This window comes from Brachybacterium sp. JB7, assembly GCF_003335205.1.
Lineage (GTDB): Bacteria > Actinomycetota > Actinomycetes > Actinomycetales > Dermabacteraceae > Brachybacterium > Brachybacterium alimentarium.
In genome coordinates, this window is the sequence record NZ_QPGN01000022.1 from 14,717 (window position 1) to 39,389 (window position 24,673).

Consider the following 24,673-nt stretch of genomic DNA (forward strand, 5'->3'; position numbering starts at 1 on the left):
CACCGACCCTCCGCTCCCCAGGGAGCACGTCGTAGGCTCTGGACCATGAGTACCGCGATCAAGCCCGCAGCGTCCGTGAACACCGCCCCCGTCGTGGCCCTCGGCCTGGTCGGCGGCTGGCTGACCGCCCGCGAGACGGGGATCCGCCCGCTCGGCGGCGTGGTGCTCGCCGCGGCCGGGCTCTACGCGGGCCGCACATGGCTCGCGCGCCGGGGCCCCGCCACCACCGCCGTGCTCGGTGCGACCTACGTGGTGGGCTTCGGGCTCTCCCACCCGCTCGCGAAGAAGATCGGTGCCTGGCCCGCGGTGCTCACGGTCACCGCCGCGGCGGCCGGTGCCGCCGCCGTGCTCTCCGACGCCGCCTACAGCGACTGGTCCCCCGCCGACGGCGAAGGCTGACGCTCGCGCGGCGGGCCACGCCCACGCCTGGGCGGCACCCCTGTCGCCGCGGAACCGCTTGCCGGGTACGTTCACTCAACCGGCCCGGAATGCGCTTATCCACTTTCGATCGTCCGGATAGTTGACTAGGCTAAACCTCTGACTCCGATCGTCGGAGCCTCCCAGTCCCCCCGAGGTTCACTCTCCCCATGCTCGGCACCATGCGCCGTCTCTGGCAGACGGTCCGTCCGATCCGCTTCCGCCTCTACCTCGGCCTGCTGAGCGCCATGACGGCCTCGATCGTCGCGCTGATGATCCCGCAGGTCCTCGAGTTCATCGTCAACCGACTGGGCTCCGACGCCACCGCCGCAACCCTCTGGACCGGCGGCGCGATCGTGCTCGCCCTCGGCCTGGTCGAGGCCTCCCTGATCTGGCTGCGCCGCACCTTCGCCGTCGCCCCCTCGACCACCGTCGAGAAGCAGATCCGCGTCCACTTCTACGAGAAGGTCCAGAACCTGCCGGTCTCCTTCCACGACGGCTGGGGCTCCGGCCAGCTGCTGTCGCGCATGATGAGCGACATCAACCAGATCCGCCGCTGGATCGCCTTCGGCATGATCATGGCCGTCACCAACGTCGTCACCATCACAGTGGGCATGGCGCTGCTGATCCGCTCCTCCGCGATCCTGGCGCTGATCTTCTTCCTCGCCGCCGTGCCGGTCACGATCATCGCCTACCGCTTCAACCGCAGCTTCTCGGTCCTCTCCCGACTCTCGCAGGACCAGAACGGCGATCTGGCCACCACCATCGAGCAGTCCGTGCAGGGCATCCGCGTGCTCAAGGCCTTCGGGCGCGGCCCGTCGGCCCTCGAGGGGTTCACCGCACAGGCCGAGGAGCTGCGCCGCACCGAGGTGCGCAAGGCCACCGCGATCGCCCGCTTCGACATGTTCATGTTCATGCTCCCCGAGCTCGCTCTGGGCGTGGCACTGCTGGTGGGCCTGCACCTGACCGCGAACGGCTCGATCTCCACCGGTCAGCTGGCCTCCTACTTCGCGACTGCCACCCTCGTGGTCGGCCCGGTGCGGATGCTCGGCATGCTGCTGGGCCAGGCCGTGAACGCGACCACCGCCCTGGACCGTCACTACGACGTGATGGATGCGGCCAACCGGATCACCTCGCCGCAGGAGCCGGTCGCCGTGGACCCGGCCCGGGCTGTGGGCGCGGTGCGTCTGGACGGCCTCCACTTCCGCTACGAGGACGCCCCGGACCACGTGAACGACGTGCTCGACGGTGTCGATCTCGACATCCGCCCCGGCGAGACCATGGCCCTGGTGGGCGTGACCGGGAGCGGCAAGTCCACCCTGCTGCAGCTGGTTCCTCGCCTGTACGACGTCACCGCCGGAGCGATCACGATCGACGGCGTCGACGTGCGGGAGATGGACCTGATCACGCTGCGCACGCTGACCGCCGTCGCCTTCGAGGACGCCACCCTGTTCTCCGACTCGGTGCGGGAGAACGTGCTGCTCGGCGCCGCGGCATCCCTGTCCGAGGAGGAGCGCGAGCAGCTGCTCGAACTCGCGCTCCGCACGGCCGACGCCACCTTCGCGTTCGACCTGCCGGACGGCGTCGACACCCCCATCGGCGAGGAGGGCATGAGTCTGTCCGGCGGTCAGCGCCAGCGCCTGGCGCTGGCCCGGGCGATCGCTGCCCGTCCCGCGGTGCTGCTGCTCGACGATCCGCTCTCCGCCCTGGACACGAAGACCGAGGAGACGGTCACCGGCCGACTGCGCGAGGTCCTCGCGGGCACGACGACGCTGATCGTCGCCCACCGCACCTCGACGGTCGCCCTCGCCGACCGCGTCGCCCTCCTGGACCACGGCCGGGTGATCACCGTCGGCACCCACACGGAGCTGATGAAGACCTCACCCCGCTACCGCTGGGTGATCGCCAACCAGGAGGAGGAGGTGCGCCGCGACCAGGACATCGAGACCCTGACCGGGGAGCTCGAGCTCAGCGCGATCCAGCAGGCAGCCAGCGCGTCCGAACCGTCGGCCGATCCCTCGAGCCCTGACGCATCGGGCGAGCCACCGGGGGCGTCCTCCGGGCGGGAGCAGACCGTGACCTCCGGGATCCCCGCCGTGGGCGGGCAGAGCACCGAGCAGACCAGTGGGGAGGAGGACCGATGAGCACGACGACCACCGAACCCGATCAGGACGGCGACGAGCAGCGGATCCCCACCGCCGCCGAGAACAAGCTCTCCCGCTCCCGCTCCTTCGCCCTCCTCGGTGAGCTGATCTCCCCGGTGAAGGGCAAGTTCGCGCTGATGGCGCTCATGGTGGTGGTCGCCCAGCTCGCCGTGGTCGCCGGGCCCGCGATCATCGCCTGGGGCATCGACACCGGCCTGCCCGAGCTGATGCGCGGCAATCCGATCCCTGCCTTCCAGGCCGCGGCGCTGCACATCGGCGCCGCGATCGTGGGCGGGGTCCTGACCTTCGGATACGTTCGACAGTCCGTCGTGGTCGGGCAGCAGATGCTGCTGTCCCTGCGGCGTCGGGTCTTCCGCTTCACCCAGCGCCAGGACCTGGAGTTCCACGAGAGCTACACCTCCGGCCGGATCGTCTCGCGCCAGACCTCCGACATGGAGGCCCTGCGGGAGCTGCTGGACTCGGGCGTGAACGTCATGGTGGGTGCCTTCCTGTCCATGGTGTTCACGATCGTGCTGATCGTGAAGATGGACTGGGTGACCGGTGCGGTCATGCTGCTGATGCTGATCCCCTGCGTCCTCCTGACCATGTGGTTCCAGAAGCGCTCGAGCGTCGAGTACCGCGCGATCCGTACCCACTCCGCGCGGCTGATCGTCCACTTCGTCGAGGCCATGGCCGGTATCCGCGCGGTCAAGGCGTTCCGCAAGGAGGGCCGCAACCAGGCCGAGTTCGACACTCTCGCCCAGGACTACCGGGACGCGTCGCTGCGCTCGGTGAACGTGTTCGGCATCTACCAGCCGGCGCTGCGCATCCTGGCCAACGTGACCATCGCGGCCGTGCTGGTCGTGGGCGGTTTCCGGGTGCTGCACGGAGACCTGCAGGTCGGTGTGCTGGTCGCGCTGGTGCTGTACTCACGTCGCTTCTTCCAGCCGGTCGACGAGATCGCGAACTTCTACAACGCCTTCCAGTCCGCAGTGTCGGCGCTCGAGAAGATCGCGAACCTGCTGGCCGTCCAGCCGCACGTGAAGGAGGCCCCGAACCCCACCCCACTGACCGCTTCGAGCGGTCAGGTGGACTTCCGGGACGTCTCCTTCCGGTACACCGAGGACGGCCCGCTGGTGCTCCAGCCGCTGGACCTGCACATCCCCGCCGGGCAGTCGATCGCCCTGGTGGGACAGACAGGTGCCGGGAAGTCCACCGTCGCCAAGCTCATCTCGCGTTTCTACGACGCGACCGAGGGCAGCGTGCAGCTGGACGGAGTGGACCTGCGCGACATCTCCATGGACGACCTGACCCGCAACATCGTCATGGTCACCCAGGAGGCATACCTGTTCTCCGGAACGGTCGCGGACAACATCGCGCTCGGCAACCCCGGTGCGAGCCGCGCGGAGATCGAGGCGGCCGCCCGTGCCATCGGGGCCGACTCCTTCATCGAGGCTCTCCCCTACGGCTACGACACCGACGTGAGCAAGCGCGGCGGCCGCGTCTCAGCGGGACAGCGCCAGCTGATCTCCTTCGCGCGCGCCTTCCTCGCCGATCCGCGCGTGCTGATCCTCGACGAGGCCACCAGCTCACTGGACATCCCCTCGGAGCGGATGGTGCAGGAAGGCCTCACCAAGCTGCTGGGGCACCGCACCTCGCTGCTCATCGCCCACCGCCTCACCACGGTGATGATCGCCGACCGGGTGCTGGTGGTGCACGGCGGAGAGGTGGTCGAGGACGGCTCCCCGCAGGAGCTGGTGGCTCAGGGCGGCCGCTTCGCGGCGCTGTACCAGGCCTGGCAGGACTCGATGTGAGCTGACGGCGCGGCCGGCGCGGACCTCACGGTCCGGCGCCGGCCGCGCCCCGGACTGCCCGGAGGCGCACCGTCTCGCGCCGGCTGCGGTCCTCGGGACGGATGGCGGACAGCAGGGAGATCCGCCATCCTCCGACGTCGGCGTCGCGCCCGCTCGTCGTGATGAGGGCGTGCCGCGCCTCTGCGTCGGAGCGCACCAGGAGCTCGGCGGCGTCGGAGCCTTCGTGCTCCCCCACCCGGACGATCCCGATGCGGAGGTCCTCCAGTCTCCACTGGGCACCCTGGTCGATCGTGATCTCTTCGATGTCCATCGTCAGCCTCCCATGTCCACGGAGGACACCCCGCGGAAGTTCTCCCTGTACTCATCCTCGGTCATGAACAGGTCCCCCGCACGGGCCGTGCCGTCGAGCGAGCCTCCGTCCGGGCCCCAAGGGTTCTCGAGGTGGATCCGGTCCTCCGAGGAGACGGTGCCGTCCGGCGCGGGCTCTCCTGCCGTCACGAAGCCCGCGACGTTGTATTCGTGGCGCGGCACGACCATCGCGTCGTCGACCCGTCCCTCCCAGTAGGGGTACAGGCGCGCATCCTGCGGATGCTCGGACGCCACGGTCACCGGACCGCTCTCGAAGCGCTCACGGATCCCCGCGAAACCAGACTGTCCCGTGCGCTCCACGTCGCCCGGGGTCAGCATCTCGTACGCCTCATCGCCCCAGCCGTAGTCGAGGCTCTCGTACGAGGAGTCCCCGTATTCGCTGCGGTACTCCGCCGCGGCCTTCTCGTAGATCGCCGGCCAGCCGCCGGCCTCCGTCCTCATCATCGGCTGCCCGTCGGACCCCAGGATCATCTCGCCGTCCGCATCGAGCACGGGCACGCGATGGCCCACCGCATCCGGCGAGAACTCGGAGTCGACGATGATCTCGACGGGCTCGCCGTCCCGGTACATCTGCACGGTCCAGGTGCCGTCGTCGTTGCGCCACAGGTGCTCGCGGATGTACTCGGGGTCGCGCTCGGCAATGCCCATCAAGGAGGCGAGGAACCAGCAGTCGTTGACGCTGCCCTGGTCGACACCTCGTGACCCGATGTTTCTCTCCGCCTCCTCCTCAGACCTCCGGTACGGGACCGCATCGCGCATCTTCCCGGTGACGATCTCGGGATCATCCTGATCACGCCTGCCGTTCGCGAGCAGATCCGCCGCGCCGTGCCCCTCACCCGCTGACGCCTCGTCCTGCTGCTGCGCTTCGGCGTCCATCACCTCGGCGAGCCTGCGCAGCACATCGATCATGACGGTCGTGCCTGCCCAGGCGTCCTGGGCCCGGGCATCGAACTGGCTCCGGTCCCCTCCTCGCCAGTCGACACCCGCAGTGCTCGACCTCAGTGCCCCTAGAAGCGTCGCCATCGTCGACGCTCCGGCACGCACGGCGTCGGCATGCGCACGGACCCCCTCCGTCTCCGCCCCCAGGAACATCGATCCTCCAGAATCTCTTCGTCATCCACATTTCGCCGCGTCCCGTGGCGATCTGGCAGGGAGCGTATGACGATGGGGGCCTCACCCACCGGGAGGAGATCTCCACTGTGGATAACCTCGGCGCGACGCACCGGGACGATGCTCCGGGTCGATGCTCCGACGCCCACCGACTGCTCCGCCCTGACGATCAAGGACACCTCTGTGCAGACTTCCGGGCAGCGCACACGCCGCAGGCCCCTGCGAGCGACATCCCAGGTGGCGGCCTTCGGGGCGACGCTCGCGCTCGCGGCCTGCAGCGCCGACGTCCGGCTCGAGGCGCACGACGCGGCGGAGAAGTACGAGCCGATCACGGAGGAGGTCGCCAAGGCGATCACTCAGGAGGGAACCGCTCTGACCAGTGACACCGGTGCCCTGGGGATCACCGGCTCTGACGATGAGTGCTGGGTCTCGGCCGGTTCCTATGCCAGCGGCCGGCCGCCGAGCACGGGCGACCCGGAGCCTCCGGATGCCGGGCCGATCGTGGATGCGGCGCAGGAGGTGCTCAGCGCACAGGGGTTCGCAGAGCTCGAGCTCGATGACGACTACCCCATGCCGATGCAGATCTTCACTGCCCACGACGACACCGGCGGACGCATCCACCTCACGATCGAGTCCCGTCCGAGCCGTCCGGCCGTGACCCTGCGGTGGAGCGCTCAGGTCGACACGCAGGGCCAGCCCTGCGACGAGCGCCTGCTGCACTGACGTCATCCTCGCGCTGACGTGCGATCAGCCTGTGATCGAGCCGTCATGGCAGGTTCTCCGACGTCATGGCGCAGCGGGCCCGCGGCGCGCTACATTGCCTGAACACTCAATCACCTCGATCCTGAGGAGCAGCGCCGCTCTCGGCCGGCCACCCGCGGATCGCCCTCACCCCCAGAGGCACCCATGCTCTCCTCTATCGTGTCGCGCGCCCGTCTCCTGACCGTCCTCCTCGTCGCCCTCCTGTTCTCCGCGAGCCTGGCGATCGCTCCCCAGGCTGCCGACGCAGCGGTGAAGAAGCCGCTGGACATCGTGAAGGTCTACTACGATCCGCCCGGCAAGGACTACGCCAAGAACTCCCTGTTCACCAAGGAGTACATCCAGGTGAAGAACACCGGGAAGTCCACGCTCACCCTCACCGGGTACGTGCTCCGCGACAGCGGCCCGAAGAAGTTCGCGTTCCCCAAGGGCACGAAGCTCAAGGCCGGCAAGACCCTCACCATCCGCACCGGCAAGGGCAAGAACACGGCGAGCACCCTGTACTGGAACAACAAGGGCTACGTCTGGAACAACACCGGGGACACGGCCCGCACCTACAACGCCAAGGGCAAGCTGCTGGAGTCCTGCACGTACAAGGGCGGCAAGCACCCCAAGGCGACCAAGAAGACGGTGCGCACCACCACGACCACGGCATTCTGCTGAGGACGTGCGGCCCCTGAGCTGCTGAGGCGCGGTGCCTTGGTGAGGCGCGGTGCCTGGTGCCTGAGCGGCACGACCCCTCAGGCGCCGAGCAGCTCCTTCAGGGCGGGCGTGACGCCTTCGACCTGCACCGGGACCGTCGGCCGACGGAAGGTCTCCGGCGTGACCAGGAAGCGCTGCTCGATGAGCGCGTCTCCCGGCTGCGGGCCCACCGCCGTGCCGTTCTCGACGTAGCCGCAACCGTGCGAGACGGCGAACGACGCCGCATTGCCGAGCACGGCCGAGGACTCGGCCCGCGTCGCGCCCAGGTGGTCGAAGGCGAGGACCAGCATCGCCTGCCGCATGAGCTTCCCGTAGCCCTTGCCGTGCGCCTCGAGCGTGAGCCACGAGCCGGACGTGACCGTGCGCCGCTGCGCGAAGCGCTCCGCGGCGACGTCCTGACAGCCGATCAGTCGGCCGTCGGCCCAGATCCCCAGCGGCAGCGTCCACTCGTGCGGTGAGACCGCCGCGCGCAGGCGCCACTGGAACCGCAGCGCCTCCCGCACCCGGATCTCGGGGTCGGTCTTGTACCAGGGGAAGACCTGCGGGGACTCCGGGTCCTCGAAGACCGGCCGACGCAGCAGCTGGGCGTACTCGAGCAGGTCGTCCTCGGCCAGCGTGCGCAGCGTGAGGTCGCCGGCGTGCAGGCGCAGGCCGTACGGAGGGTACTCGGCGGCGAGGTCCGGGATCGTCATCGGCACAGGTTAGCGCGACGCACCGGGGCACGCCGACGTCTTTTCCTCGGGGACGGACGACTGTCTCCCAGGCCCCGGCGACGTCGTTCTTCGCGGGCTGCCGTCGTGCGGCTCCGGGGCTGCACGCGTGCGACTGCGGGGCTGCCGTCGTGCGGCTCCGTACGCTGTCCCCATGACGATCGATGTGCTGCTGAGCGGTTTCGAGCCCTTCGCCGAGGCCTCCGTGAACGAGTCCTGGCAGGCGGTGGCACGTGCGGTCCCCGCCCTGCGAGAGCACGGCCTCGTCGTGGAGGGTCTCGAGCTGCCGGTGGAGTTCGAGCGTGCCGGTGACCTGCTCGAGCAGACGGTGCTCGAGCATCGCCCCCGCCTGGTCATCGCCGTGGGACTGGCTGCCGGGCGTCGCGGGATCACGCCGGAGCGGGTCGCGATCAACGTGCGCGATGCCCGCATCCCCGACAACGCAGGCGCCTCCCCGGTGGACGAGCCCGTGGTGCCGGGCGGGCCCGTCGGCCACTTCACGACGCTGCCCCTGAAGGCCATGGTCGCGGCGCTGGCCGCCGAGGACATCCCGGGCGCAGTCTCGCAGACGGCCGGGACCTACGTGTGCAACGACGTCTTCTACCGGCTGCAGCACGTGCTGGAGACCGACGCGCGCCTCGCGGGGACTCGTGGCGGTTTCGTCCATCTCCCCTCGGCGGACGTCGTCGCACCCGAGAACGGCGCGCGGGCGCTCGTGACCCTCACCCTCACCGCCCTGGAGACCGAGGCGGACCTGTCCGTCACGGGCGGCGCCGAGCACTGACGCCACGCGCTGGGGATATCCGGCGCCCATCGGTCCTCCACAGGGCGGCGCGGGTGTGCACATCGGGGCTCACGGGGGACAACCACAGTCCGTGAACATCGCGCCACGCCTGAATACAGAAGTTATCCACAACGATCTCCACAGTCGTGGACGAATGACAGACCTGTAGTTCCGCAGGTACGAGGGATGTGCGTGGCGTGTCGCGGCAGACGTGTGGATGACACTGATCCACAATCTCCGGCACTGGCGGCACACTGCGCCGCCAACCCGGCCAACACCACGAAACCGCAGGTCATGAAACTTTCGCACCGACTCCGTTCGTCGTGATACGGCGTCGTACGTCGCAGCTCCTCAGACGGCAGAGGGTGGTCGTCGCCCTGCCGCGCCTCGGTGGACAGTGGTTGCCCGATGTCCGTTCCGTCGCACTTCTGCGTCCACACCCACCGTCTGTCCACAACGCATCCCCGGTTTTCCACACCCTCGCCGGGTTTTCCCCCCGCCGGACCGCAGTTCGTCCCCAAAGTTATCCACAACTGGGGATAGTCACACCGTTGTCATTCGATCGGGGGTTCGCCCTCCACAGGACGAACGGGCCGGGGCAGCGCGTACGCTGCCCCGGCCCGTCCCGTCGGCCCTGTCGGTCCATAGCCCGTCGGTGCCGTCGGCCCGTCGGCCTGTCGGTCTGTCGGTCCCGTCAGCCCCGACGTTGTCGGTCCCGGCTCAGATCGGCAGAGTCACGGTCTTCACCGCGATGAGCACCAGGCACAGCAGCACCGCGCCGGCCACCGCTGCGGCGTGCAGCGCCGCGGACCGCTTGGCGAGGGCCTGGCGGTCGGCGCCCGGGGAGGCCTTGGGACGCAGGGCGAACATGCCCGCGGTGAGGAGACCGCCGATGACCAGGCCGCCCAGATGGCCCTGCCAGGAGATGTTGGGGATGGTGAAGGTGATGACCAGGTTCAACCCGATCAGCACCAGGATCTGCGCGGTCCGGCCACCGAGCCTGCGGTTCACGATGAACATCGCTGCGAACAGGCCGAACACACCGCCGCTGGCCCCGAGCGTCCCGCCGTACCAGGCATTGCTCATCGGATCGGCGAGGACGTAGACGGCTGTATGACCGCCGAGGAGCGAGACGAAGTACACGGCCGCGAACCGCACATGACCCATCGTCTGCTCCAGATACTGGCCCACGATCCACAACGCGTACATGTTCAGCAGCAGGTGCATGACACCGCCGTGCAGGAACCCGGCGGTGAGGAACGTCCAGGGCATGGCGAGGATCCGGAACGGGGAGAACACCCCGAGCTGGTAGACCACGTCGGGCATGACCGTCTGCCCGACGTAGGCGAGCACGCAGAGCGCGATGACCGCGTAGGTCACGTAGGGCTTGCTCCTGCCCATGCTGCCGCCCATCGCGTTGCGCGGGCGGGACGCCGCCTGCGCGCGGGAGAGCTCCTTCTCGCAGTCCACGCACAGCACACCCACGGAGGTGGGGCGCTGGCAGTCCGGGCAGGCAGGGCGGTCGCAGCGCTTGCAGCGCACGTAGCTCACCCGGTCGGGGTGCCGAGGGCAGACGGGCGGTGCGGCCTGCGGATCCGAGTTGTCCTCGGCGCTGTAGCCGTAGCTGGGGCGTTCCATGAGCCCATTCCATCACGGGCACCTGGGCCGACACCGGGGTACTGGTCACGGCACGGTGTACGGGAACGCGGCGAAGAGCCTCTCGAAGCGTCGTCGCTGGGCATCGCTGACCGATCGCAGCTCCGAGAGCACCAGGCTGCGTCTGCCGGCGGCGCCCTTCCGGGTCCATGTGCCCACCACCTCGCCCCGGCGGATCGCGGCGCGCTTGAACACGCCGTTGTTGCCGGGCACCAGGGACTGATGGCCGTCGTCGTCCATCAGGAACAGCCGGTCGCGGTATCCGAGCACCAGCTCGTCGAATCCCGGCAGGAGCAGCTCGGTCATGGCCTCCTTCGCCCGCGCCGCGTACTCCTCGGGCAGGCCCGGACGGCACCACACCTGCTGCCCGTCACCCCCACGGGCCTCTTCCGCACGGGCGTGGAGCCTGCCGGTGCGATCGAGATAGCCGGATTCGAGCCGGTCCTGCACCTGCGCGATGGCGGCACGGATCGTGCGCAGCGGGAGCTTGGACCACCAGGCGAGGTCCCGCTCCCCCGCCGGTCCGTGCGTCGTGAAGTAGCGCAGCGCGAGCTCCGCGGTCGCCGCGACCTCGTCGCCCCCGAAGGCGCCCTGGAGATCGGTGCCCGCCGGGAGCCACTCCTGCGCGAGCACCACGGCGGTCTCCCCGTCCCGCCATGGGCCGTACGCGGCGACACCGGCGGAGATCAGCTCGTTCAGCACGTGGTACCCGCGACCCTGACCAGTGGCGATACCGGCCTCCTCCCAGGCGGAGAGCAGCTCCTTGCGCAGCACGCCCCGGCCGATCCCGGGCATCGAGTGCTCCGCCGCGACCGCTTCCAGCACCTCCTGCGCGCGACCCACGTGGTGGTCCTCGAGCTCGAGCCGGCCGCGCCGCGAGATCGCCGCACGCAGCGGAACCGCGGCGCACAGCTCGGTGAGCCACGCGAGGGTGTCGGCGGCGACCGCGAAGACGGTGCCGCGCATCGGATAGCCGCGCACGATCTCCCCGCGATCGAACGCAGCGAGCACAGCGTCCAGGTCCCCGCCGGTGCGCAGGGCGAGCGAGGCCATCACGCCGGCCACGTCCTGCCCCTGATGCGCGCCGAAGGCACGCGCCGCCTCCGTCGGCCCGCCGAAGCGCGGGGTGCCGACGAGTCCTTGGGCGAGGATGCGGGCTCCAGCCAGGTGCCGTTGGGTCATGCGCCGAGGGTAGTTGCCGCCACCCACCTCCGAGCCTCCCCTGCTGCTCCGAGCTTCGCCGGGCGCTCTGGGTTTCGTATGGCGCTCTGGGCTTCGTCTGACGCGCTGGGCCTCCCCGTCGCGAATACATCGAATGGTTGATCCCCTCCTCACCGGTGGTCCATAGCGTGGAGAGCACTCCACGGCGCACAGAATTCCCGGCCGTGACCTGCGCTTCTCAGATGAAGGACCCACCGTGCCCACTCCCTCTCACTCCCGCCCCAGCCACGGGGCCGGCGACCCCGTCGGCCCCGTCGACACCCTTAACCCGGTGAGCCCCAGCGGCCATGACGGCCCCGGCGGTCCCGGCGGTCCCGGCGAGGAGGTGACGCTCTCCTCGGCCGACAGCCCGTCGGGCCCCCTCGGGCGCATCGGATCCCGGATCGCGGGCGCCCTGACCGGCCGCCGCTCCGCCTGGGTGATGCTCGCCGTCTTCGTCGCGCTGCTGCTGGCCATGGCCGGCGGCCTGCGCGGCGCCGGCCCCGCCGCCGGCATGGACGCCCTGCCGGATTCCTCGGAGTCCTCCCGCGCCGCAGCCATCGCAGACACCATGGAGGGCAACCGCTATCAGCCGGTCTTCGCCGTCATCACGCGTGAGGACGGCACGGCGCTCACGGCCGACGACAAGGCCGCCATCGAGACCCTCGGCGAGAACCTCGCCGAGGTCTCCGGCCGCGACGCCGTCGGACCGATGCCCGCCGAGAACGGCGAGGCAGACCTGGTCATGACCACGGTCGACTCCGAGGCCGACAACGACGCGATGGACGCGATGATCACGGACCTGCGCGATGCGGCAGCGGAGTCCGCCCCCGAGCAGCTCTCCGTGTCCGTCACGGGCGGCCCCGCCGTCGGCTCCGACATCCGCGGCGCCTTCTCCGGCGCGAACTTCAAGCTCCTCGCCGTCACCATCGCCGTGGTGGCCGTGCTGCTCCTGCTCACCTACCGCTCCCCGATCCTGTGGCTGATCCCGCTGTCGATCGTGGCCCTCGCCGACGGCGCCGCCGGCGCCCTCACCTCGATGCTGGGCGAGCAGTTCGCCCTGGCCTTCGACGCCGGCGTGATCAGCGTGCTGGTGTTCGGCGCGGGCACCAACTACGCGCTGCTGCTGATCTCCCGCTATCGCGAGGAGCTGCATGCGCATGAGGACCATCGCACCGCGCTGCGCACCGCCTGGGTCCGCACCGCGCCGGCGATCATCGCCTCCAACGTCACCGTGGTGCTCGCACTGCTGACCCTGCTGGCGGCCGTCGTGCCCGCCACCCGCGGGCTCGGCATCGCCGCTACGGCCGGGCTGCTCGTCGCGGTCATCGCCGTGCTGTTCCCGCTCACCGCACTGCTCGCCGTCGTGGGCCGCAAGGTGTTCTGGCCCTTCGTGCCGAAGCCCGAGGCGGCGGAGCGCACCGAGACCGCAGGGGTCGCAGAGACCACAGAGACCACAGGGGTCGCAGCGACCGTAGGGATCGCTGACACCCAGGCAGGTGCTGAAACTGGGGAGAGCGTGGAGAGCATGAAGGGCGCTTCGGGCCGCCGCGACGACGCCGAGCACGGGCCGTTCGCGACCGTCGCCCGTACTGTCACGAAGCGTCCGCTCTTCGCCGCCGTGATCTCTCTGGTGCTGATGGGCGTGCTGGCCACCGGCCTGATCGGCACCCGCGTTGGCCTGTCGCAGGACGAGCAGTTCGCCTCCGCCAACGAGTCCTCCACCGGTTTCGCCGCGATGGCCGAGCACTACGGCGCCGGCGAGAGCGCCCCGCATCAGATCGTGGTGCGGGAGGACATGAGCGGAGGCACGGATGCGGCTCTCGCCGCCGTCGAGGACGTGCCCGGCATCGACCGCGCCTCGGTCACGGGCACCGCGCCCGACGGCTGGGCAGTGCTCTCCGCCGTCGGCACTGCCGAGCCCGAGTCCCCCGCCGCGATCGACGAGGCGGAGGGCCTGCGGGACACCTTGCACGACCTCTCCGGAGCCGACTCCCTGGTGGGCGGCACCACGGCGAGCGCCATGGACGTACGGGCCGATTCCACCCGCGACCTGCTGGTGGTGGCGCCGATGATCCTCGCCGTCGTGCTGATCGTGCTGATTGGTCTGCTGCGGGCCGTGGTCGCACCGCTCGTGCTGCTCACCGTGAACGTGGCCAGCTCGGTCGCCGCGATCGGCCTGGGCCTGTGGGCCGGACGCCTGCTGTTCGACATCCCCGCCCTCGACGTGACCGTCCCGCTGCTGGCCTTCCTGTTCCTGGTGGCCCTCGGCGTGGACTACACGATCTTCCTGGTCCACCGCGCCCGGCACGAATCCGCCGAGCACGGCACGAAGCAGGGCATGGTGCGGGCCGTCGGCTCCACCGGAGTGGTCATCACCAGCGCCGGCGTAGTGCTCGCCGCGGTGTTCGCAGCCCTGGGCGTCCTGCCCCTCGTGGTGCTCGGCCAGCTGGGCCTCATCGTGGGCCTCGGCGTGCTGCTGGACACCCTGCTGGTGCGCACCGTGCTGGTCCCGGCCCTGTTCGCCCTGATCGGCGACCGGATGTGGTGGCCCTCCAAGCCCACCGCCTGACCGGCGCAGCACGGCACGGTTCCGGACCGGCACAGCACGGCACAGCTCCGAACCGGCACGGCACGGCCCCTCGGCACGGCACAGCTCCGAACCGGCACGGCACGGCCCCTCGGCACGGCACAGCTCCGGACCGGCACGGCACGGTACGGGACGGCCCCTCGGCACGGCACAGCTCCGGACCGGCGTGCTGAACGCACAGGCCCCTGTCACCGACGGGCCGATGGTGACCAGCACTGGCGATATAGCCACAGCTCGTCATCATCGGCCCACCGAGAACACAACACCCCTCAGCACAGCGCCCCCCAGCGCAACGACCTGCCCTCACAGCGCAACGACCTACCCCCACAGCACAGCCCAGCGGCCACCCCCACACAGCACAGCTCCCCGCCCGCACAGCACAGCGGCCCGCCCCCGAAGACCGGGGGCGGGCCGCTGTGATGTGCGGGCCGTCCGCTCAGAGCGGGACGGACCCTGGCGGGGTCACCGGGAGATCACTTCTCGATGGTCACCGAATTGATGACGACGTCCTCGAGGGGACGGTCGCGCATATCGGTCTTGACGCCCTCGATCTCGTCGACGACCTTCTTGGAGTCCTCGTCGGCGACGGCGCCGAACACGGTGTGCTTGCCCTGCAGGTGCGGGGTGGGGCCCACGGTGATGAAGAACTGGGAGCCGTTGGTGCCGGCGGGCTGGCCGGTGATGGCGTTGCGGCGCTTGCCGGCGTTGGCCATGGCCAGCACGTAGGGCTCGTTGAAGTTCTTCTCGGAGATCTCGTCGTCGAAGGTGTAGCCGGGGCCGCCGGTGCCGGTGCCCAGGGGGTCGCCGCCCTGCAGCATGAAGCCGGTGATGATGCGGTGGAAGACGACGCCGTCGTAGAAGGGACGCTTCACCTTCTCGCCGGACTCGGCGTCGGTGAACTCACGGGTGCCCTCGGCGAGGCCCACGAAGTTGTCGACAGTCTTGGGGGCATGGTCGGGGAACAGCTCGAGACGGATGTCCCCGTGATTGGTGTGAAGAGTTGCGAACATGGCGCAATCTTCGCACAAGGCCTCTGCACGGGCAGGGCTCACCCCTGTCCGCCCTCAGCGGACAGCGCGCCTGCGCTGGGCCGACCAGTCGGGAAGGCGCGAACCTGACCTTTGTCCGAGGACCGTGCAGACTTGCTCGCGTTAGAGTTGTGCCACACGGTCCGGGCTTCTGCGGAAGTCCGGCCCAGGGACCACCGTCGGCCCGACCCGGCGGATTCGACCGAAAGGGGAACCTCATGGCGCTGACCAGCAAGCGTGAGTCCAAGAAGGCCAAGAAGCAGGCCAAGAAGACTGTCGCGGCCGCCGATTCGACCGGGCAGAAGGCCGAGAAGGCCATGGAGGAGCTGCAGAAGCTCGCCTCGACCGTCGGCCCCGTCGTGTCCGAGGGCGCCCGCGAGGCCCGCAGCCGCGCCAACGACCTCGTGGACCAGTACGGTCCGGGCGTCGAGGAGCGCTTCCGTCACCAGGGCGAGAAGCTCTCTGAGCTGTCCTCGAGCATCGGCCCGCGTGCCGACAAGTTCAAGCAGGACGTGCAGGACGACTACCTCCCGCGCGCCCGCAAGACCGCTGAGACCACCGGCAGCGTGCTGAAGGCCGCCGTCGATGCCGCTCGTCACGAGCTCGACAAGGGCCAGGACGACATCCGCACCGCGGCTCTGCAGCCCACGCCGAAGAAGAAGGGGCGCGCCGGCAAGGTGCTGCTCGTGCTCGGTCTGGCCGCCGCCGGTGCCGCCGCGGGCTACATCGCCTGGCAGAAGACCCGTCCGGTGGAGGACCCCTGGGCCCCGCCGGCGGACTTCGCCCGTGCGCACTACCCGGCCTCCGCGTCGAGCGAGGACGACTCCTCGACCGTCTCGGACACCGTCGGTTCGGCCGACGCCGGCGACGTGGCCTCGGCTCTGAAGGGCGACGACCGCTCCTCGGACACCGCTCCGAAGGAGGTCAAGGTCGATTCCGATCCGGCCGAGACCTCGGTTGCCTCGGACGACGAGAAGCGTGGCAGCCACCGCGGCGACGCCTGAGTCCCGACTCGGCACGCTGACCGCGGAGCATTCCGTGCACGGCGCGGCGACCCCGTCCTTCGACGGTGGTCGTCGCGCCGTTCTGCTGCGCACGGAGCGCCTGCTGCTGGCTCCCGTGGCCGAGAGCGATCTCGAGGAGCTGTTCGCGCTGCATGCGAACCCTCTCGCCTTCGCCGACGACCTCACCGAGCCGCTCACCGACCGCGAGCAGATGCGCTGGGTGCTGCAGCAGTGGATCCGGGCCTGGCAGGAGCATGGGTCCGGGTATCTCACGGTGCGCCCCACTGCGGCGGGGTCGGTGCGCGGACGCACAGCGGACGACGGCACCGCAGCGGGGGCAATGCCAGGAACAGCGGACGACGACACCGCAGCGCGGGCAGCGGCCAGAACAGCGCCCGACAACGCTGCGGCGAGAGCGCTCACCACGCGGGACTCGCTGCTGGGCGTCGTCGGCCTCACCCCGCTCGCGTTCGAGGGCGGGCATGTCCTCAGCGTCTACTGGCGCCTGGACCCCGCAGTGACAGGGTGCGGCATCGCCACCGAGGCGGCGCGCGCCGTGCTCGCAGATCCCCGGCTCGGCGCTCGAGATCAGAAGGTGATCGCCGTGACCGCTGCGGGCAATCGCCCCTCGCTCGCCCTCGCCGCGCGGCTCGGCTTCCTCCGCTCCGAGCGGGAGGCGCCCGGCGGGCGCACAGGCGATGTGCTGCTCGTTCGTCGGCCGGAGGACGAGGCGGGCACGTAGGGTGCCGGTGACGACCCGCGGAGAGGACCCTGCCGCAGATGACGACGGCAGATCGCACAGGGAGAGTGACCAGCATGCGCAGAGACCGTCTCCGCCCCGGTGGCATCCCGTCCCTGCCCGAGTACTTCCCCGGAGCGAACGAACGGGTCACCGGCATCGAGATCGCCGCGGAGGTCGACTCGACCAGCCTGATGGAGGAGCGCACCGATCCGTCGTTCCTGGAGACCGGACGGATGGAGATCGTGCTCCCGCCGTCGGAGGGTGACGCCGGGGCCAGCCACACGGCCGACGAGCACGACCGCAGCTCGGCGCCCCATGAGCACGACGGCAGCTCGGCGACCCACGAGCACGACCGCAGCTCCACGGCCGACGAGCATGACGGCAGCCCCACTGCCAGCGAACCCGACGGCGACTCGACAGGCCCCGCCTAGACTCGGATCCCATGGATGCCCCGCCGCTGTCGACCTCGTTCCCGACCTCCGGCGCGGGCCGTTACGCCCCCTCCCCCAGCGGTGACCTGCATCTGGGAAATCTGCGGACGGCGATCCTCGCGTGGGTGCTGGCACGCCGCAGCGGGCGCGCCTTCCGCCTGCGCATCGAGGACCTGGACCGCGTGCGGGAGGGATCCGAGCAGCGCCAGCTGGAGGACCTCGCCGCGCTCGGACTGGACTGGGACGGTGAGGTGGTGCGGCAGTCCGCGCGCGGCACCGCCTATGACGCGGCGATCGAGCACCTGCGCACTCGCGATCAGGTGTTCGAGTGCTACTGCACGCGTCGGGAGATCCTCGAAGCGCCGAGCGCGCCGCACGCCCCGCCGGGGGCGTATCCCGGCACCTGCCGGGACCTCACCGAGGCCGAGCGGGAGGCGGGCCGCGAGCGGATGAGGCAGCTGCGGCGCGAGCCCGCCCTGCGCCTGCGCGCCGACGTCACCACTTGGACCGTGCAGGACCTGTGGGCCGGCGAGGTGCACGGCATGGTGGACGACCTGGTGCTGCGTCGCGGCGACGGGGTGGTGGCGTACAACCTCGCGGTCGTCGTGGACGATGCGGCCGCAGGCGTGGACCAGGTGACCCGCGCCGATGACCTGCTCAGCTCCGCACCCCGTCAGGCCCACCTCGCCCGGTTGCTGGGGCTGGCGGAGCCCCGCTATGCGCACGTGCCGCTCGCCGTGAACCCCGCCGGGGCGCGCCTGGCGAAGCGGGACGGTGCCGTGACCCTGCGCGATCGCCTCGAGCAGGGCGAGACCGCGGCGGACGTCGTCGGACGGATCGGGGAGTCGCTGGGCCTGCCTGGGTGCCGCACCGCGTCCGACGTGCTCGAGCGCTGGGACCCGTCAGATCTGCCGCGCGACCCCTGGATCGTGGACCTGCCCGACCGCTAGGTCGCCGCCGGCGCGACCCGCGGCCTCGCAGAGGGCCCTGGAGGCCATCTCCCAGCGCGCTAGGCACCCGCCCCCTCATCGAGCTGGGGGTACACCCTCCGGCAGACGCTGTCGATCCCGAATTCACCAGGCCATGCAGAGGGTCGGCACGTTTTCCACACCACACTTCGACGCCAAGTGGAGCAAAACTCGATACACGAATGTATCGTGTTGCTCGTGATGGGATTCCTCCGAACGCTCCTGACCGCCCTGTCGACCGCATTGTCGACCGCGGTCCACGCCATCGTCTCCTCGATCGCCTCCGCCGCCCGCTCCCTCGGACGCGGCACCGCCGCGGCCGGACGCGGGGCTGTCGCGCTGCTGCCCGGGGAGTGGAAGAAGCCGATCGCGGCACTGTTCGTCGTCGGCCTCGCGCTGGTCCCGCTGATCTACTCCGGGAACATGACGTGGTCCTTCCGTGATCCCTCGAACTCCCTGAACCAGATCACCGCCGCGGTGGTCAATGAGGACGAGGGCGCGACGATGACACCGCCCGGCGGCGACGAGACCCATCTGGACGTGGGCGCTGAGTTCACGGACACACTGCTGGACATCGACAAGGAGAACGTCTTCCACTTCGTTGAGGTCTCCCCGGAGGAAGCGCATCGGGGCCTCGAGGACGGCACCTACGGAGCGACGGTGGAGATCCCCTCCGACTTCTCCGAGAACATCGCGGGCCTGGGCGGGGATCCCGAGGACGCCGCCGAGACCGCCCCGGGACTGCTGACCATCACCACCAACGACGCCATCAACTACGTGGGCGGCAACTTCACCAAGTCCGTCGGCACCGCGCTGACGGACTCGCTGCGCGGGAGCGTGCTCGAGGAGTACCTCGACAACATCTACGTGGGCTTCACGACCATCCACGACGGCATCGTCGACGCCGCGGACGGCGCCACGCAGCTCGCCGACGGCTCCTCCGAGCTGCACGACGGCACCGGTGATCTGGTCACCGGGACCAGCGACCTCAAGGACGGCACCAGCAGTCTCGTCGGCGGCGCCGACGAGCTCGCCGACGGGGCCTCCACCCTGCACGGCGGCAGCCTCGACCTGGTGGTGGGCCTGGACCAGCTCTCCGCGGGAGCGGTCGAGCTGCGCGACGGCACTGCCACGCTGAACGCCGGTGCTCAGCAGCTCAGCACGGGCCTGGTGACGCTCGATGAGAAGGGTCGGCCGCTGCGCTCCGGCGCCGACCAGCTCGCCGCGGGCACGGATCAGCTCGCGACCGGCGCGAGCGCCCTGGCCGGAGGCGCCGATCAGGTCGCCGGCGGCACCCAGCAGCTGGACGACACCATCTCCGCCGCCCAGCAGCGGGTCGACGAGATCGGCGTGACGCCCGAGAGCGTGCAGACCGCGAGCGACGACCTCATCGCCGCGATCGACACCCTCGAGGACGCGGCCACCTCGGTCACCGACGCCCTCGAGCAGCCCGGCACCGATGCGGAGTCGCTCGCGAGCTCGATGGCCACCCTGAACGAGGCGGCGACCAGCGTCGACGACAGCGCGCAGGCCCTCGCCGCCGACACTGGTGACCGCTTCGAGGACGCCAAGACCCTCCAGGAGGGCGCCAAGAGCATTGGCGACGAGGTCGAGACTCTCGACGGGGAGGTCCAGGAGGTCAAGACGGCGACCGGGGACGCCGCCGAGAGCGCCTCGGCCTCGAAGGCCAGCATCGACGACTACACCGCCCGCGTGGACGACCTCGTCGCCGAACAGTGCACCGGCGGCGACGGCGGCGAGGGCGGCAACGGCGACAGCGACGACCCGAGTGACGGCGGTGGAGACGGAGAAGGCGACGGTGGCGCGAGCGATGCCGCACTGTGCGCGGAGCTCGCCGAGCTGTCCGAAACCTCCGAGCCGACCCGGGACGATGCCGACACGGCCGTGACCGATGCGGAGGCAGCCGACGACGCCGCCGCCAAGGCCGCCGAGCGGTCCACGGGCATCGCGGACACCGCCTCCGGGATGTCCACCGCCGCGAACAACATCGTCGACTCCCTCGATGAGCTCTCGACCACGACCAGCACGATCGCCGAGGGCACCTCGCAGGTCGCCGGCACCACCGGCACACTCACCGAGGACGCCTCGGCGCTGGACTCCGCGCTCTCGGACCTGCGAGAGGACGCCGCAGCGGGTACCTCGGATCCCGACCAGGGCACGTCCGCGAGCGATCGCGCCGAGGAGCTCGCCGCACAGGCGCGCACCGCGGCCGCCGCACTGCCCGAGGCCTACGGGACGCTCCAGCAGGGCGCGGACGACGTGCACCGCCTGAACAGCGGTGCGCAGGATCTCTCGACCGGCGCCGGGGAGCTCGCGACGGCGTCCGGCACCGCGAACTCCGGTGCCCAGGATCTCGCCTCCGGGCTGGGCCAGTACACCGACGGCGTGGGCACCGCCCGCTCGGGCGCCGAGGACCTCGCCGACGGCTCCTCGCAGCTCACGGCAGGAGCGGGGACGCTCGCCGACGGTCTCGGCGACGCCAGCTCGGGCGCCGGGGAGCTCGCCGACGGCGCGGGCCGCCTCGACTCGGGCGCCGGAGAGCTCGCCGACGGTGCCGGTCAGGTGGACGACGGGGCCGGCGACCTGGCCGAGGGCGCCGTGACCCTCGATGACGGCGCCGGAGAGCTCGCCGACGGCTCCGCCGAGCTGCGCGACGGCCTGGAGGACTCCAAGGACGACGTGCCCGCCTACACCGACGACGAGAGCGCGGACCTCGCGGAGACGGCGTCGGACCCGGTGCAGATGAGCTTCGAGCGCGCCAACGAACTGTCCCGGTTCGGCGAGGGCCTGGCCCCGCTGTTCCTCGCGATCAGCCTCTGGGTGGGCGGCATGGCCATCTTCCTCATGATGCCGCCGTTCTCCGCCGAGGCCGCCGCCCGCGGGGCGGGGCCGGTGCGTCTGCTCGCCGGCGGCCTGGTCCCGGCTTTCCTGCTGGGACTGGTGCAGACGGCGATCGCCGTCAGCGCGCTGCACTGGGCCGTCGACATCACGATGCGGGACCTGCCGCTGATGTTCGGCCTCGCGGCGCTGACGAGTCTCGTGTTCGTCGCACTGAACCACGGCTTCGGGGCTCTGTTCGGGCCCGTCGGGAAGTTCGTGGCGCTGGTGCTGATCGCCCTGCAGATCTCAGGGGCCGGCGGCACCTATCCCACGCAGACCCTGCCGCAGTTCTTCCAGATGATCCATCCGTACCTGCCGATGACCCACGCCGTGGATGCGTTCCGCGGAGCGATCGGCGGCAGCTGGGTGAATCCGACGGAGGATCTGCTGTGGCTCTCGGGCTGGCTGCTGCTCGGCGTCCTGCTGGGGCTGGCCGGAGCCGTGGTGCAGCGGCGACGCGCCCAGCGGGCCGAGGACGACGCGGACCTGCAGGAGGCCGGCAGCGCGGACGCGGAGGCCGCCCCTGATCCCGCCTGACCTCGTCAGGACTCCCGGAAGGCCTGTTCGGCGTTCTCCACCGTCATCGCCAGGACGCTCAGGCGGGCACGCGCACTCCCGAGGGGGACAGCACGCGACCTGGGGTGATGGCCTCGTCGGAGCTCACCGGACCCTCGGAGGATCCGGGATTCTGGGGCGCTTCCGGCGCCTCGGAATCGGGCCGACCGAGCGCTCGGAACTCCCAACCGGCCTCCCTCCAGGCCTGCGGGTCCAGCACCGCACGGCCGTCGATGATCCGCGGCGAAGCGACCAGGTCGGCAGTGGCCGCCGGGTCTAGATCGCGGTACTCGCGCCACTCCGTCAGCAGCAGCACCAGCTCCGCATCACGCAGGGCGTCTTGGGTGTCCGGGACCGTGCACAGGCCCGGGATGCTCCGCTGCGCCGTGCGCAGCGCCTCGGGATCAGTGACGGTCACCAGGGCCCCGGCGGCCCTCAGCCGGGAGGCGACCTCGAGGGCCGGCGAGTCGCGCACGTCGTCGCTGTCCGGCTTGAACGCGGCACCGAGCACCGTGATGCGCCGTCCCTCCAGGCCACCGAGCGTCTCCTCGGCGAGCGCGACCATGCGGGTGCGGCGGCGTCCGTTGACGGCGTCCACCTCGCGCAGGAAGCCGAGGGCGTCGCCGACGCCGTGGTCCTCGGCGCTGGCCAGGAAGGCCCGGATGTCCTTGGGCAGGCAGCCGCCCCCGAAACCCAGCCCGGCGCGCAGGAACTTCGCCCCGATGCGGTCGTCCATGCCCAGTGCACGGGAGACATCGGTGACGTCGGCCCCGGTGGCCTCGCACATCTCCGCCACGGCGTTGATGAAGGAGATCTTGGTGGCGAGGAACGCGTTCGCCGAGACCTTCACCAGCTCTGCGGCCTCGTATCCCATCACCAGACGGGTCACGCCGCGCTCCAGGATCGGGGCGTACACGGCGTCGAGCATGGCGACGCGCTCGTCCTGCTCGTCGCCGCTGGGCACGCCGTAGACCAGACGGTCCGGGACAAGGGTGTCCTGGACCGCGAAGCCCTCGCGGAGGAACTCGGGGTTCCACATCAAGCGGGCGCCGTCGACCTGCTCGAGCGTCGCCGCGAGCTCGCGGCTGGTGCCCGCGGGCACGGTGGACTTGCCGACCACGAGCGTCGGGGCGCCGCCTCGGGCGGGGAGCACCTCGGTGAGCGAGGCGATGGCGGAGCGCAGGTGGCCGAGATCGGCGCCCATCCCGTCCGCCAGCTGGGGGGTTCCCAGGCCCAGGAAGTGCACGTCGGCGTCGGCGAGCTCGGCGTAGTCGGAGGTGAAGCGCAGGCGGCCGCTGTCGAGCCCGCGCTGGAGCAGCTCGTCGAAGCCGGGCTCGTGGAAGGGCGCGTGGCCCGCCTGCAGGGCGGCGACGCGGTCACGGTCCACGTCCAGGCCGATCACCTCGTGGCCCAGCTCGGCCATGCTCGCGGCGTGGACGGCACCGAGGTAGCCGATCCCGATCACGGAGATCCTCAGGGTCATGTCGTCACGGTCCTCTCATCGGGGGTATGCAGCAGGTCGTCGGGAGCGACAGGTGGGGCTCCCGGGGCGGGGCGGAGATCCGCGGCGAGCTCTCGGGCGAGGGCGCGCCATCGCGGACGGAAGGCGTACACGCAGGTCAGACGGGCCAGCGTGCCGCTCTCGTACGCGGCGAGGGTGGCGGCGGGGATCCGCGCACGCAGCGCGGCCGCGTCGATCTCCTCGCGAGCGATCCGGGCGTGCTCCGCGTTCCAGATCCCCTGCAGCTCGCGCCAGCTGGCGTGGGCCCGCAGGTTCGCGAGGTCCAGGGCGGGATCGCCGAGCACGGCGGTGTCCACGTCGAGCAGTCCGGGGGCCAGGCCCGGCGCGTGGAGGATCTGCTTGTCGTGGAGGTCGCGGTGGATCAGGGCCGGACGCTCCGGGGCCGTGAGGCGGCCGAGCTCGCGCCGGGCGGCCTCGATCGCGCGGTCCCGCAGGTCGCTGCCGAGGGGGTCGACGAGCCGGGCCCGGTCGCGCCAGCTCTCCAGTACCGCGCTCTCCTCGGCGGGACCGTGCACGGCGCCGTCGGGCGGAGTCACCGGACCTGCGGCGAGGGCCTGCGCCCACGCGGTGAGGGTCTCGCGCCAGGCGCGGCGCCAGACGCCGTCCTCGAGCGGGAGCCCCTCGTGCAGGGTGCGCCCGGCGAGCGCGGCGGTGGTCACCGAGTCCTCGTCGGCCGTGATCTCCTGCTGCAGCCGGAAGGGTCCGTCGAAGGAGGCTGCGTTGGTCAGAGCATCACGGAGACGCTGCGCTCGGCCGGGGCGAACGATCTTCACGTATCGCTCGCCCTGCTCACCAGCGGCGGGGACGCGCACCACGGCGCGCTTCCCGGGCCGGTGGGAGACGACCTCGGCGTCGGGGTGCGCGTCGAGGCAGCGGGCGATTCCGGGCAGGCGAGGGTCCGTGCCCGGGGCGAAGACGGTCACCTCACCGGTCTCGGGGTCCAGCCGGGCGCCGCGCGGCCCGCGGCGAGCGGTCGCGGAGTCGGTGCGCTCGGCAGGGTCCTCCGCGTTCCCGGTGTCCTCCACGTTCCCGATGTCTGCGGTGTCTTCAGGGTCTTCGGGATCGTCGGTGTCCTCGGTGTCTGCGGCGCGGAGCTCAAGGGGGATGCCGCGGCCGTCGTGGGGCCAGGCGCGATCGACCGCCCACACGGCACCGTCGGCCAGGACCCGCTCGGGGACGACAGCCACGGCGGGGTCGGTCACGGCATCGGGTACGGCTGGGACGACCGGTGCGGCCGGGTCAGTCGCGGCCGAGTCGGTCGCGACTG

20 protein-coding genes are annotated in these 24,673 nt (G+C 70.9%); 12 read left to right on the plus strand and 8 right to left on the minus strand.

Annotated elements, in window-relative coordinates; genetic code table 11:
• Positions 1-45 precede the first annotated feature (45 nt).
• The 3 genes from CIK81_RS16200 (at position 46) to CIK81_RS16210 (ending at position 4,375) form a co-directional block, all read left to right on the plus strand.
• The gene (locus CIK81_RS16200) at positions 46-399 is read left to right on the plus strand and encodes a hypothetical protein (RefSeq protein WP_087483743.1); all 354 of its coding nucleotides are present in this window, start codon (positions 46-48) and stop codon (positions 397-399) included.
• 188 nt (positions 400-587) lie between these two features.
• Complete coding sequence (locus tag CIK81_RS16205) at positions 588-2,561, plus strand: ABC transporter ATP-binding protein (RefSeq protein ID WP_114328042.1); 1,974 nt, start codon at positions 588-590, stop codon at positions 2,559-2,561.
• The gene (locus CIK81_RS16210) at positions 2,558-4,375 is read left to right on the plus strand and encodes an ABC transporter ATP-binding protein (protein ID WP_114328040.1); all 1,818 of its coding nucleotides are present in this window, start codon (positions 2,558-2,560) and stop codon (positions 4,373-4,375) included. The genes CIK81_RS16205 and CIK81_RS16210 overlap by 4 nt, the downstream gene beginning before the upstream one ends.
• A 25-nt stretch (positions 4,376-4,400) precedes the next feature.
• On the opposite strand, the gene CIK81_RS16215 is transcribed toward CIK81_RS16210, so the two are convergent.
• Together CIK81_RS16215 and CIK81_RS16220 are read right to left on the minus strand one after the other, a co-directional pair.
• Entirely contained in the window at positions 4,401-4,685 is a 285-nt protein-coding gene (locus tag CIK81_RS16215; protein WP_114306184.1) for a hypothetical protein, read from the minus strand.
• 2 nt (positions 4,686-4,687) lie between these two features.
• Complete coding sequence (locus CIK81_RS16220; protein ID WP_158542076.1) at positions 4,688-5,767, minus strand: C2 family cysteine protease; 1,080 nt, start codon at positions 5,765-5,767, stop codon at positions 4,688-4,690.
• 270 nt (positions 5,768-6,037) lie between these two features.
• Between CIK81_RS16220 and CIK81_RS16225 the strand changes: the two genes are divergently transcribed.
• Together CIK81_RS16225 and CIK81_RS16230 are read left to right on the plus strand one after the other, a co-directional pair.
• Positions 6,038-6,577: a hypothetical protein gene (locus tag CIK81_RS16225; RefSeq protein WP_147271597.1), complete on the plus strand. Its 540-nt coding sequence runs from the start codon at positions 6,038-6,040 to the stop codon at positions 6,575-6,577.
• Between the two features lie 183 nt (positions 6,578-6,760).
• Positions 6,761-7,276: a lamin tail domain-containing protein gene (locus tag CIK81_RS16230; RefSeq protein WP_096163647.1), complete on the plus strand. Its 516-nt coding sequence runs from the start codon at positions 6,761-6,763 to the stop codon at positions 7,274-7,276.
• 77 nt (positions 7,277-7,353) lie between these two features.
• On the opposite strand, the gene CIK81_RS16235 is transcribed toward CIK81_RS16230, so the two are convergent.
• The gene (locus CIK81_RS16235) at positions 7,354-8,007 is read right to left on the minus strand and encodes a GNAT family N-acetyltransferase (protein WP_096163648.1); all 654 of its coding nucleotides are present in this window, start codon (positions 8,005-8,007) and stop codon (positions 7,354-7,356) included.
• Between the two features lie 172 nt (positions 8,008-8,179).
• On the opposite strand from CIK81_RS16235, the gene CIK81_RS16240 reads away from it, so the two are divergent.
• The gene (locus CIK81_RS16240; RefSeq protein ID WP_096196186.1) at positions 8,180-8,809 is read left to right on the plus strand and encodes a pyroglutamyl-peptidase I; all 630 of its coding nucleotides are present in this window, start codon (positions 8,180-8,182) and stop codon (positions 8,807-8,809) included.
• A gap of 720 nt (positions 8,810-9,529) precedes the next feature.
• Here the strand turns inward: CIK81_RS16240 and CIK81_RS16245 are convergent.
• Entirely contained in the window at positions 9,530-10,447 is a 918-nt protein-coding gene (locus CIK81_RS16245; protein WP_096163650.1) for a rhomboid family intramembrane serine protease, read from the minus strand.
• 45 nt (positions 10,448-10,492) lie between these two features.
• On the minus strand, positions 10,493-11,647 hold the full coding sequence (locus CIK81_RS16250) for a winged helix DNA-binding domain-containing protein (protein WP_096196187.1): 1,155 nt from the start codon (positions 11,645-11,647) through the stop codon (positions 10,493-10,495).
• A 235-nt stretch (positions 11,648-11,882) separates the two neighbouring features.
• On the opposite strand from CIK81_RS16250, the gene CIK81_RS16255 reads away from it, so the two are divergent.
• The gene (locus CIK81_RS16255) at positions 11,883-14,237 is read left to right on the plus strand and encodes an MMPL family transporter (RefSeq protein ID WP_147272369.1); all 2,355 of its coding nucleotides are present in this window, start codon (positions 11,883-11,885) and stop codon (positions 14,235-14,237) included.
• Between the two features lie 491 nt (positions 14,238-14,728).
• On the opposite strand, the gene CIK81_RS16260 is transcribed toward CIK81_RS16255, so the two are convergent.
• Positions 14,729-15,265 (minus strand): peptidylprolyl isomerase, encoded by a 537-nt coding sequence (locus tag CIK81_RS16260; RefSeq protein WP_158542077.1) that lies wholly within the window; start codon positions 15,263-15,265, stop codon positions 14,729-14,731.
• Positions 15,266-15,501: 236 nt separating this feature from the next.
• Here CIK81_RS16260 and CIK81_RS16265 point away from each other — a divergent pair, with 236 nt between their 5' ends.
• From CIK81_RS16265 to CIK81_RS16285, 5 genes are all read left to right on the plus strand, one after another.
• Positions 15,502-16,287, plus strand: a complete 786-nt coding sequence (locus CIK81_RS16265; RefSeq protein WP_096163654.1) for a hypothetical protein — start codon at positions 15,502-15,504, stop codon at positions 16,285-16,287.
• On the plus strand, positions 16,262-17,029 hold the full coding sequence (locus tag CIK81_RS16270; RefSeq protein ID WP_158542078.1) for a GNAT family N-acetyltransferase: 768 nt from the start codon (positions 16,262-16,264) through the stop codon (positions 17,027-17,029). Before CIK81_RS16265 ends, CIK81_RS16270 begins: the two co-directional genes overlap by 26 nt.
• A gap of 74 nt (positions 17,030-17,103) precedes the next feature.
• A complete protein-coding gene (locus CIK81_RS16275; RefSeq protein WP_096196191.1) occupies positions 17,104-17,460 on the plus strand; it encodes a hypothetical protein in 357 nt (118 codons plus the stop codon).
• Between the two features lie 11 nt (positions 17,461-17,471).
• Positions 17,472-18,410 (plus strand): tRNA glutamyl-Q(34) synthetase GluQRS, encoded by a 939-nt coding sequence (gene gluQRS, locus CIK81_RS16280; RefSeq protein WP_096196192.1) that lies wholly within the window; start codon positions 17,472-17,474, stop codon positions 18,408-18,410.
• Between the two features lie 219 nt (positions 18,411-18,629).
• On the plus strand, positions 18,630-21,866 hold the full coding sequence (locus tag CIK81_RS16285) for a YhgE/Pip domain-containing protein (RefSeq protein WP_114355900.1): 3,237 nt from the start codon (positions 18,630-18,632) through the stop codon (positions 21,864-21,866).
• A gap of 58 nt (positions 21,867-21,924) precedes the next feature.
• Here the strand turns inward: CIK81_RS16285 and CIK81_RS16290 are convergent, their stop codons facing one another.
• Together CIK81_RS16290 and CIK81_RS16295 are read right to left on the minus strand one after the other, a co-directional pair.
• Complete coding sequence (locus CIK81_RS16290; protein WP_158542081.1) at positions 21,925-23,361, minus strand: UDP-glucose/GDP-mannose dehydrogenase family protein; 1,437 nt, start codon at positions 23,359-23,361, stop codon at positions 21,925-21,927.
• A 2-nt stretch (positions 23,362-23,363) separates the two neighbouring features.
• A partial coding sequence (locus tag CIK81_RS16295; RefSeq protein ID WP_206749926.1) for a phosphotransferase family protein occupies positions 23,364-24,673 on the minus strand: 1,310 nt, incomplete at its 5' end.

What these genes read in the sequence shown, in the direction of transcription:
- CIK81_RS16200 (WP_087483743.1), top strand. Translation starts at nt 46, where the DNA reads ATGAGTACCGCGATCAAGCCCGCAGCGTCCGTGAACACCGCCCCCGTC.
- CIK81_RS16205 (WP_114328042.1), top strand. Translation starts at nt 588, where the DNA reads ATGCTCGGCACCATGCGCCGTCTCTGGCAGACGGTCCGTCCGATCCGC.
- CIK81_RS16210 (WP_114328040.1), top strand. Translation starts at nt 2,558, where the DNA reads ATGAGCACGACGACCACCGAACCCGATCAGGACGGCGACGAGCAGCGG.
- CIK81_RS16215 (WP_114306184.1), bottom strand. Translation starts at nt 4,685, where the DNA reads ATGGACATCGAAGAGATCACGATCGACCAGGGTGCCCAGTGGAGACTG.
- CIK81_RS16220 (WP_158542076.1), bottom strand. Translation starts at nt 5,767, where the DNA reads ATGGCGACGCTTCTAGGGGCACTGAGGTCGAGCACTGCGGGTGTCGAC.
- CIK81_RS16230 (WP_096163647.1), top strand. Translation starts at nt 6,761, where the DNA reads ATGCTCTCCTCTATCGTGTCGCGCGCCCGTCTCCTGACCGTCCTCCTC.
- CIK81_RS16235 (WP_096163648.1), bottom strand. Translation starts at nt 8,007, where the DNA reads ATGACGATCCCGGACCTCGCCGCCGAGTACCCTCCGTACGGCCTGCGC.
- CIK81_RS16240 (WP_096196186.1), top strand. Translation starts at nt 8,180, where the DNA reads ATGACGATCGATGTGCTGCTGAGCGGTTTCGAGCCCTTCGCCGAGGCC.
- CIK81_RS16245 (WP_096163650.1), bottom strand. Translation starts at nt 10,447, where the DNA reads ATGGAACGCCCCAGCTACGGCTACAGCGCCGAGGACAACTCGGATCCG.
- CIK81_RS16250 (WP_096196187.1), bottom strand. Translation starts at nt 11,647, where the DNA reads ATGACCCAACGGCACCTGGCTGGAGCCCGCATCCTCGCCCAAGGACTC.
- CIK81_RS16260 (WP_158542077.1), bottom strand. Translation starts at nt 15,265, where the DNA reads ATGTTCGCAACTCTTCACACCAATCACGGGGACATCCGTCTCGAGCTG.
- CIK81_RS16265 (WP_096163654.1), top strand. Translation starts at nt 15,502, where the DNA reads ATGGCGCTGACCAGCAAGCGTGAGTCCAAGAAGGCCAAGAAGCAGGCC.
- CIK81_RS16275 (WP_096196191.1), top strand. Translation starts at nt 17,104, where the DNA reads ATGCGCAGAGACCGTCTCCGCCCCGGTGGCATCCCGTCCCTGCCCGAG.
- gluQRS (WP_096196192.1), top strand. Translation starts at nt 17,472, where the DNA reads ATGGATGCCCCGCCGCTGTCGACCTCGTTCCCGACCTCCGGCGCGGGC.
- CIK81_RS16285 (WP_114355900.1), top strand. Translation starts at nt 18,630, where the DNA reads ATGGGATTCCTCCGAACGCTCCTGACCGCCCTGTCGACCGCATTGTCG.